This is a genomic window from Komagataeibacter europaeus LMG 18890 (assembly GCF_000285295.1).
Classification (GTDB): Bacteria; Pseudomonadota; Alphaproteobacteria; order Acetobacterales; family Acetobacteraceae; genus Komagataeibacter; species Komagataeibacter europaeus.
The window spans coordinates 1-9,232 of the sequence record NZ_CADP01000103.1 but is presented as its reverse complement, the minus strand read 5'-3'; the positions used below and the strand labels follow the sequence as shown (position 1 = coordinate 9,232).

Below are 9,232 nucleotides of genomic sequence, written 5' to 3'. Positions count from 1 at the left end.
TTTTTTCCCTGCCTCCCGTAGAGACCTTGGTAAACCCGATCTTTTCGGGAGATGCTCGGGTGAAGGAAAACTCCGTTGTATCCTGCAGGATCAGGACTGGCCCTGCAGTCGCATCGAAACGCTGGGCGGTAGCAGAAAAATGCCCTTCAAGGATTTTGTCTTCGCTTACATTTGCATTTGCAAAAAATCTATATGCTGCCTTGGTCGCAGACCAATCCTGAAATGCCGTCGGGAGAGACTTGCCCGGTCGTTCAGCAAGTGCCGCGAGCATCGTGCCCAGACGCCTGTTCAGGCGCTCGTCGCCAAGGTCAGATCCGGATATTTCCTGTATGACCCAATCCTGTACCATTCTCACACCCCGCCTGCATAAAGGTGACAGAAAAGGAATCACAACAGATTCATCTGCATCAAGCACAAAATTCAAGAACAGCAGATTTGTGGGTAACTGCAAGAGTCGCCGGAAGCTTACCCTCAAGCAGCATTTGCAGTCGGCGTGGGCTTAAATCGCTCATTCCTTCCATCAAGGCATCAGCTTGGTGAAAGGTCTCACGCTCGGGTAGTTCATCGAGCAGTTCGAGAACGGCACGCTCTTTGCTGGAATAGCGAATGGGCATGGTCAGACCACCGGTATTGACCATGGCCGGACTTGATATAGGCGATGCATCGGTGTGACCTGGAAACAGTCGCAGGCTGTTGTGCCAATGGAAGACCACATCGAGCGGCAGGCTTGGCAGCCAGGTCGGTGGGGGTTTCGGTCCGTAAAGGTGAACCTCACGAACCGACGTCGACAGATAATGAGCATACCCCTGCTGTTCGAGCGCAGTACGCCCGCCGACGGTCAGCGGAAGGTCCAGTACGATCTGGAGAGAAACGACGACCTGTTGCCAAGTGAGCGGTGTTCGCGAGCGGCGATAGACGCGCCGGACCGGGCTTTCGAGCCAGCCGGAGCGCACGTACTGGCTCCGCAACGCCGACGAATAGCCGTGGGCCTCCATCCAAGCGGCATCAACGAGGAGCCCTTCAGGGAGCACCTGCTGGAGTCGGTTTAACTTCCCACTTGAATGCATACTCATGCTTGATGTTTTCGCACATACTCAAACCGATGTCGAGTTTTCTTACTCGCCACTCTGCTAAGCTAAACTTCGCATTATTTACATTTTATAAACCATTATCGCCCAGAATAAACCGGCTTGATGCTGGTATCCTCTCGTCCCCTCAACCTACACAGCCCACGTCGTGCTCAGTCAATACCGAGCTTATTAAAGAAAATCTTGTTTCTCATCTCAGCGTCACGGAGGAGCTTCGTCCAGCTAACCACCTCCATGTAAAGGCTGATATTGCCGAACCATCTGAACCATCCCAGGCCGTCGGGCATTGGGGTAAAGTCCTTCTCCTTTCGGAGCCAGTCTTTGACCTTTTTGGTCAGATCACAAACGACATAACCATAAAATGGCGTCGTCTCGTTGACCAGGATGTCGCGACCGGTTGGAGTCTTAAACTTACCTTCCCGGATTTGGTTAACATAGCGGATGATTTGCTGGACTGGATCTTCCTTTGAAGATGGGTCCGCAAAATTATCCCGTTGGGGCTTTTTTAACTCGAAAATCGTGACAGGATTACTGGTTTCATTGCCGCCGCGATAAGCGACACGACGATTATATATAGTTATATCAGTCCGATCCCCAGATGATTGAAGAGGTTTATCAGACGAAACATAGGAGGTAAAATTCAGCCGCTCATCGAGAATCCAAAGATTGTGCGCGTCATAGTTCAGTTCCTCGGAATCTTTCTTGCGCGGCATGATGATGTCATGCACTTCACCTTCTGATTTATGCTTCCCGTCAACTCCGATCTCTAGCGATTTGGAAAATAGGTCAAGAACGCACTTACGCATGGAGATATAATGAATTAGGTCATTTTTACTATTATCGGAGATGTTCTCGATCACCAGCGAGATTTTCTCTCCAAGCTCATTCTCATCTTTCGAATTTAGGAGTGCCGTGACTTGTGTTCGTGTCACTACTTCCTTTTCAAATTTCTTCTTTTGCAGATAAAGCTCGATCTCTTGGTTTGAGGGCCTCATAGGAAGGGCGCTGAAACCTACCTCTTTTGCAAGTATGCGATGCCACGGCGCATCATTGGTTACGTAATCAGAGATGCGCAATTCCTTGCGTCCCTTTCTTTTGGCGATTTCCGCGCCCACTACCGATTGTACGATCTCGGCGGCTTTTTCTTCTATGTCGTTCTGAGATATACCATTCAACAGGTCGGTATCGGTTTGAAAACGAAACTCCCCTCGTTCGAGCGATACATTGTCATTCAGGTAATCGCCGAACACATAGGCCTTAATTACGAAGTTGCGCCCCTTAGCTAAATCCTGATCCGAATATGGCTCAAAAAACTCCTCTGCAAATTCGGGAATGTATGATTCGAGTGGATTATCCGTTACTTCTCGTCGATGAGCGACAAGGCAGACCTTGCTCTTCGCAGTTCGCGGTGCAAAGAATTTAAAAATACGAACTTGAAAAGTCTTTTCGTCCTCATTTGCCGACAGCGTGAATGTAGCTTCGTCCAGCTTCATTTCGACGATCTGACTGTTTTCTTTGCCCATGTAATCGTTAAGGGAGACGGTATCGGATGTATTGTTGGCGTCCCGGATTACCGCGCGCGGGCAAGTGCGCTCTTTATCCACAAAATAAGGTAGCAATCTCTCCACAATGACCCGACTAATCGTTTCCAGTTTCTTGTCAGGGAACTTTACTGACCTGATGCCTGAAATTTCAACGATTGCCCCCGTTATCTGCGCGTGAGAAGGCCCTTCCTTTTCGTCAATGATGATGTCTTTATCCAAACCCATTCTGAAAGAACGATCATGGAAGGCACCGCCTTCAGAAAACGTACTGGATACTTTCACGCGATCGAAGTACTTCAGGCAAGTAAAGCGACCAAAACCTTTACCTCCGTCTGAAATTTTTTGCTCTGAGTAGAGAGTGTCGAAGGAGTCACGGTTACTTTTTGTGAATCCTATGCCATTATCCTTGACGACGAAGCCATCAATATCTGCCACGCGATCGATTGCATCGGTCTGGCCGCTTCGCAGAACCTCAATTTCGACCAACCCATTTGGTATGCCTTTCGCGTCAATCGCTTGAATCGCGTTTACGACCAGTTCAATAAGCGGCGTATAGACATTGGTACCAGAACGGATGTTCTCGACCAACCGCCTGACGTTGACATTACTCATGTCAAACCTCCTGGTGTTTACGCTTAACTAGGCAGGCATTCTTTGGATCATAGACATAGCTGGTGATCGTTCCATCCTTGATCTTCTCCACTGCATCATTAATCACGAACAGTGGCACAAGGAACCATTCGCGCGGGATGACGGGGTTGCCGAACCTGTCTTCGATCTGGATATTCAGTCGGGCCGGATCGAAGATGCGGTGGACTATTTTTTCGAGTTTTGTCCGGCTGATATTGAACAGATTGTAAGTCGCTACGACCTCCACGTCCGCCAACAGAAATGTCGGATCGAGTTTTGCGTTGGCTATCCGTTTTGCAACATCTCCCCCAGTTACGCCAATCTTGTGGACAAGGTCTCTGTTGGCCGCGACAATGGGATTGTCGGATTCACTTCTCAGAACGTAAATAGTTCCGCTTGCAAGATCGTCTTCGTCGTTTTCTCCGGCGAATAATGGCCCGGCACTGGGTTCTGACACTCGGCGGCTGGCTTCATCTTTGTAAAGCGCACGCTGAAGGGAACGAAGCAGGATGTTGCTTTCGGTTCCATTGGAATAAATGACGCGGAGACGGGCATCACTCTCACCATTAGGTGCTCTGAAGGTCTCACCAATCTCGGCAACATATGCTGTCTGACCACCGAGAATAAAAAATTCTCCCGGTCTGATGTCAGTTTTCAGGAGGCCGGCTTCTTTCCGGATAGGGCGTGTAATGCGCGTCCCGATCTCGATGTCTTTCTGGACTGTGTTGAATATCGGCTTGAAAGTGTCGAAATCCTCACAGCGCTCCCGGTTGGCGATTTCCTCCGCTGCCCGCTTTTCTGCGGTGGAGCGGACGTGGCGCAGTTCAGTGATTGAATTCTGCTCGATGCCGTCCACGCCGAGCATGGAAAGCAGTTCATCGTCGCTTATGTTTTCATCGATCTCGTCAACGACAACAGCGTTGGACAGAATACCCTGATGATCCATAGGCAGAAGCAATGCCATGCAATCGGGTTGCGAGCGAAGCCTATCGAGGCGGACTGCGTATAGACGCTCGAAAATGTCGTGATCTTCCCCATTGCGGGGAGAGCGTCCGTGTTTGTCCACAAACCGCTGGATTTCCTCAAACCCAGCTATAATGCGCTCTTCTTTTGGAGTTCGGGAGGCTTCTTTCTTTGTCTCGACTTCAACGCCCAGCGCTGACAGGAGCGCATCATCCTCGTCGGTAAAACCTTTAGCCACGAGCTGCCTCCGCTTTCATGCGGGCAAGGAACGCGACGCCCTCGGCCATGCTTTTCTCCCAGGGGTCAGTCGATGTTATGGAGGGGAGGCGTCCACGGTCCTGCATGAACTTCAGCGCTCGTTTAGATAAAACACGCGCTTCTTCCAATGTCATCGTCGCACGTTTGGCACCGATTACGGCCGCAACCTGCTTCAGACTCTCTTCGCTCATTGCTTTAGCCAGGATGGAATAAGCCTCACCAAACGGATTGATGCGATCAATCAGATCAATGTCCAGTTCTCGCACGTCCATTGCGAATTTACGCACGCCATCGATCAGGGCCGTGTTGGCTCCTGGCTCTCCATCACCACTCGTCGCGATATGAGCAGCCTGTTGCGTCAGGTTCAGAGCCGCGATGGCGTGCTGTCGAATGGCCTCCTGATCTTCCTCATCCAGTTCGGGATATTTGTCTTTGATGATTTTTCCCATGCGGGAGATCGTCAATTCCTCCGGAACGAGTTCTTTGTCGAAAAGCCCACGTTCAAGAGCGGTCTTATCTTGCACGAAAGCAGTGATGACTTCGTTCAGGTCTTCCTGGCAGATACGGGTTGCCTCTTCGCTCTTGGGTTCGGACAGCCCCTTGATCTCGATCTGAAACTTTCCTTTCTCTTCGTTGAACCCGACATTGCATTTGTCCTGTTGGTAGCCGTCGTCTCCATAATCGAAGCCGTCAGTCGGTTCGTTGGTTGACACTTTCGATCTGAACTCGAAGCGGGGGGCGAGAACCTGTTCCATCAGCAGACTGGCAGCGATGGCTTTAAGGGTGTCGTTTACGGCTTCGGTTACGGCCTCTTCTGAGGCATCTGGCTCGGCGATCAGGTTGGTAAAGCGAGCACGGGTTTTCCCAGGCGCATCGCGGGTGGCACGCCCTATGATCTGGATAATCTCGGTCAGGCTGGATCGATAGCCGACGGTGAGCGCATGTTCGCACCAAATCCAGTCAAAGCCCTCCTTGGCCATGCCCAGAGCAATGATGATGTCCACATGGTCGCGGTTGTTCTTCTGGGTTGGGTCTTTCAGTGCAGTGGATACACGGTCACGCTTGCTCTTGTCATCGTCCACCAGATCAGCGATCCGCAACGTCCGGCCGTCTTCCGTTTTTACCAACTGAAAGCCGGTGATAGGGTCAGCCCCTTGCCAGTCGCCAAGTTCCTCGATGATGTGCTCCACTTCCCTCATCTTATCCTTCGTGCTTTCGCGCGAATTGACGCTCGGGATGTGAATGATGGTTTTTTGCTTTGGGTCGAGAACCTTCAGGATGTCGTCGGCGTAAGACCCGGAATAGAAGAAATAACCGATGTCGAGATGCTTGAGGTACCGATAACCGTTTAACTGCTCGTAATAGGTATAGGTTACGGTATCAAACTTGGCCTCGTCCTGTGGCGATAAGACATCGACCGCGTCACCCCGGAAATATGAGCCGGTCATGGCGACGATATGCACTTTGTCGCGGGCAATGAACGTGCCGAGGTGATGACCCAGTTTGTTGTCTGAGTCGGATGAGACGTGATGGAATTCATCCACGGCAATTAGACGATCGTCGAAAGCCTCAACGCCGAACCTGTCCACGGCGAAGCGGAAGGTGGCGTGCGTGCAGACAAGCACCTTGTCCTCACTATTAAGGAACGCCTCGACCGAATTGACCTTGCCCCCATTATCACCGCCGGCTGCATCACACAGGTTTCTTCTGGGTTCTACGTGCCAGTCTTCCGAGAAACCGAATTGGGTCAGAGGCTCGTCATGGAAACTTGCCCCGATGCTTTTTTCAGGCACGACGATAATGGCCTGCTTCAGTCCCTGGTTGGCCAGCTTATCGAGAGCAATGAACATGAGCGCCCGGCTTTTGCCCGAAGCTGGAGGAGATTTGATGAGCAAATATTGTTCGCCGCGCTTTTCATAGGCGCGTTCCTGCATGGGCCGCATCCCCATGGCGTTGGCCTTGGTTGAACTACCATTGGCCGCGTAGGAGACAGAGACGGAAGGGACGGATTGAGTTTTAGTATTCATCAGGCTTTTACCTTCTTCTTCGATCCGGTTCCAGCGGTCATTTTGGTATAGAGATCGAACAGCTTTTCCAACCGTTCCGTGTCATTGCGGAAGCAGCGGCCGATGTAGATGCGCTCCAACACTTCATCATTACGGTCGTGCGCCTCTCGCAAATCGGCAGGCATTTTTTCGGGGTCATATAGTTCCGCAATGGTGGCTGGGAAATGCGCTTCGCGTGCCAACAGGATGTCTTCAGCGCAGCGGGTCAGGTCTGCTTTCATCTTGTCGGTTAATTTGGGGACAGGGAAAGTGTTCCAGCCGAGGGTGTTGGTATATGAATATCGAAGTTCCAATTTCCCACAAACAGTTCCTACCCAAACGATATGCAGAGTGGAAGCGAGGATAGAAAAATTATATAATTCGCCGTCATATATTCCGTATGCTCTGTTAGTGATAATGTGATTAGGCGGTAGAAGCTCGACCGGTAGATAAAGTCTCGATTCAGACGAGACGGCAGGCATTGCAATTGTTGAATTTATACCTCGGTTCATTTCACGGAAACGATGTGGCGTTTCGGCCATGGCGACGACATTCGGATCGTTGTTGCTAAGCCTGAGCGCTTTTACGTGTTGTAGCCTTTCGTGAATCGCGGGTATTTCTATTGCTTTATTTAGTGATTCATCAGTTATCCAAATGCAATATTTTGGTTTTCCGTCAATTATCTCCGCAGAGCCGCTAATCCGCTTTATAAATTTCTCCGCTCTCGGATCGCATGCGGTTAGTTTTTGTTTTTCTTCTGATGATAGCAATAGATATCCGCCTTCATAAGGCATATTCCCCCGTACCATTTCCGACAAAGATGAAATTTGCAGACGATTCTTAGAGACAAGTGTATCTACATTTGGCACCAGATAAGGACCGATTTTGGTGACTTTCCTTGCGATGGTTTCTTTATTTGGATCTTCGGCATATAGAGTTGCACTTAAAATAGGTTCAGGCGCCAATCCAATAATTACGACTGTTACCCCCGCGTTATTTGAGGCAAGGTTATCCCATTTAAACGGCTCATGAGCGAAAGCGATACGGTGCTTATGTTTGTATATTACGGGCCATAAAATAGTCGCGTGTTGCCCTTGGCATATAGTATTGATTGCAACAAAGGCACCACTGCACTTACAAACGAGTCCATACTGCGCTAGTTTTAAGAACCAGCCTGAGACATAATTAAGCGTCCGCCATGCTGTTGTGTGTGATGAAAATAATCTCTGAAGGTCGGCCTTCTGTTCCTTTGTCTGGTCATTCGTCCACACGTATGGGGGATTCCCACAAATATAGGTCTCTCCACCCTCATTCTCGAAGTCGATCTGCGGCTGGTCCGATGGAGTGTGGAACAGGTCGTCGGCAGAATGCTTCACCATTGTCCCGCTTGGCGGACAGATACTCAGCCAGTCCAACCGTAGTGCATTGTCGCAGGTAATCCAGTTTTCCGCGTTTAACGGCAGAAACTCAGCCAGAGCGAGTTTCTGCCCACGATACAAAACATCGCACTGAAACTCGGCAATAATGAGCGCAAGGCGTGCGATTTCGGCCGGGAAGTCGCGCAGTTCTATTCCACGAAAATTGGTCAGCGGAATCTCTGATGGACGGTCAGCTTCTCCACGACGATTGTTGATCTCAGCCTCGATTGCCCGCATTTCCTTATAAGCGATGACAAGGAAATTTCCGCTTCCACAGGCAGGATCGAACACCCTAATCCTCGCCATACGCTTGCGTAGGTTCAGGAGCATCCGGGCGTTGTCGTCAGCCTCATTTAGCCGTGCCCGCAAGATGGGGTGGACGGCCTCCATGCGGCATCAATGTGCCATGCTGGGGTCGGAATGACCATTCAGAGGAGACCGCCCGGATGAAAATTACCATGATCGGCCTGGATATCGCCAAGTCCGTTTTTCAGGCGCACGGCACAGATGCAAATGGAAAATGTCTTCTCAAGCGAAAGCTCGGGCGCAGTGAGGTTGCCTCATTCTTCGGGAAACTCGAGCGGTGTCAGGTCGTGCTCGAAGCTTGCGGCACATCGCATCATTGGGCGCGCGTCATCCGCGATGCGGGTCATGACGTGAAACTTATTCCGCCGGACATGGTCAAGCCGTTCGTCAAACGTGGCAAGAAAAACGACGCTGTTGACGCCGCAGCCATTTGTCTTGCGGCACTCCATCCCGACACGCGCTTCGTCCCGATCAAAAACGAAGAACAGCAAAGCCTGCTCTCGTTACACTCAACGCGCACACTATTGGTCAAACAGCAGACGATGCTGGTCAATGCGTTGCGCGCGCTTGCAGCGGAATTCGGCTTGATCGTGCCGTTGGGAAACAGTCGCCTGCCCGATCTTCTGGCGAAAATCGAGACATCACCCGATTTGCCCGACGTCATGAAGCAGACCGTCATTTTGCTCTTCGAACAATACGGAAAGTTGAGTGAAAGCATCGGATGCCTGGAAAGGCGAATCCAGGCGCACGCCAGGCAGGACGAAGATGCCCGTCGTCTTTTGACAATACCCGGCATCGGCCCGATGACCGCGTCCTTGATCGTGGCATCTGTCACGGATATCGACACTTTCGAAAGTGCGCGGCACTTCGCGGCCTGGCTTGGACTTGTGCCGCGGCAGCACTCGTCCGGCGGAAAGGTCCGGCTGGGCAGGATTACGAAAACGGGCAACCGGGAAATAAGGAAGCTGCTCGTTCTGGGG

Annotated in this window: 7 protein-coding genes; 1 reads left to right on the top strand and 6 read right to left on the bottom strand. The window is 51.0% G+C overall.

All coding sequences use genetic code 11. The features are described 5' to 3' along the window. From GEU01_RS17545 to GEU01_RS23165, 6 genes are all read right to left on the bottom strand, one after another. A partial coding sequence (locus GEU01_RS17545) for an IS4/Tn5 family transposase DNA-binding protein (protein ID WP_026018546.1) occupies positions 1–349 on the bottom strand: 349 nt, incomplete at its 3' end. Between the two features lie 58 nt (positions 350–407). Next, positions 408–1,073 (bottom strand): AbiEi antitoxin N-terminal domain-containing protein, encoded by a 666-nt coding sequence (locus GEU01_RS23170; protein WP_232272608.1) that lies wholly within the window; start codon positions 1,071–1,073, stop codon positions 408–410. A 167-nt stretch (positions 1,074–1,240) separates the two neighbouring features. Continuing rightward, positions 1,241–3,244, bottom strand: a complete 2,004-nt coding sequence (locus tag GEU01_RS17530; RefSeq protein ID WP_019087123.1) for an ATP-binding protein — start codon at positions 3,242–3,244, stop codon at positions 1,241–1,243. A 1-nt stretch (position 3,245) separates the two neighbouring features. Further along, positions 3,246–4,463, bottom strand: coding sequence for a GIY-YIG nuclease family protein (locus GEU01_RS17525; protein ID WP_019087122.1), 1,218 nt, complete (start codon positions 4,461–4,463; stop codon positions 3,246–3,248). Then, on the bottom strand, positions 4,456–6,510 hold the full coding sequence (locus tag GEU01_RS17520; protein WP_019087121.1) for a DEAD/DEAH box helicase: 2,055 nt from the start codon (positions 6,508–6,510) through the stop codon (positions 4,456–4,458). Before GEU01_RS17520 ends, GEU01_RS17525 begins: the two co-directional genes overlap by 8 nt. Then, entirely contained in the window at positions 6,510–8,336 is a 1,827-nt protein-coding gene (locus GEU01_RS23165; protein ID WP_019087120.1) for a class I SAM-dependent DNA methyltransferase, read from the bottom strand. Before GEU01_RS23165 ends, GEU01_RS17520 begins: the two co-directional genes overlap by 1 nt. Before the next feature lie 56 nt (positions 8,337–8,392). On the opposite strand from GEU01_RS23165, the gene GEU01_RS17510 reads away from it, so the two are divergent. Continuing rightward, the coding region (locus GEU01_RS17510) for an IS110 family RNA-guided transposase (protein WP_019086757.1) at positions 8,393–9,232 on the top strand (840 nt) is incomplete at its 3' end.

Excerpts from the sequence above, each read along its gene's own strand:
- GEU01_RS17530 (WP_019087123.1), bottom strand. The coding sequence starts at position 3,244 with ATGAGTAATGTCAACGTCAGGCGGTTGGTCGAGAACATCCGTTCTGGT.
- GEU01_RS23165 (WP_019087120.1), bottom strand. The coding sequence starts at position 8,336 with ATGGAGGCCGTCCACCCCATCTTGCGGGCACGGCTAAATGAGGCTGAC.
- GEU01_RS17520 (WP_019087121.1), bottom strand. The coding sequence starts at position 6,510 with ATGAATACTAAAACTCAATCCGTCCCTTCCGTCTCTGTCTCCTACGCG.
- GEU01_RS23170 (WP_232272608.1), bottom strand. The coding sequence starts at position 1,073 with ATGAGTATGCATTCAAGTGGGAAGTTAAACCGACTCCAGCAGGTGCTC.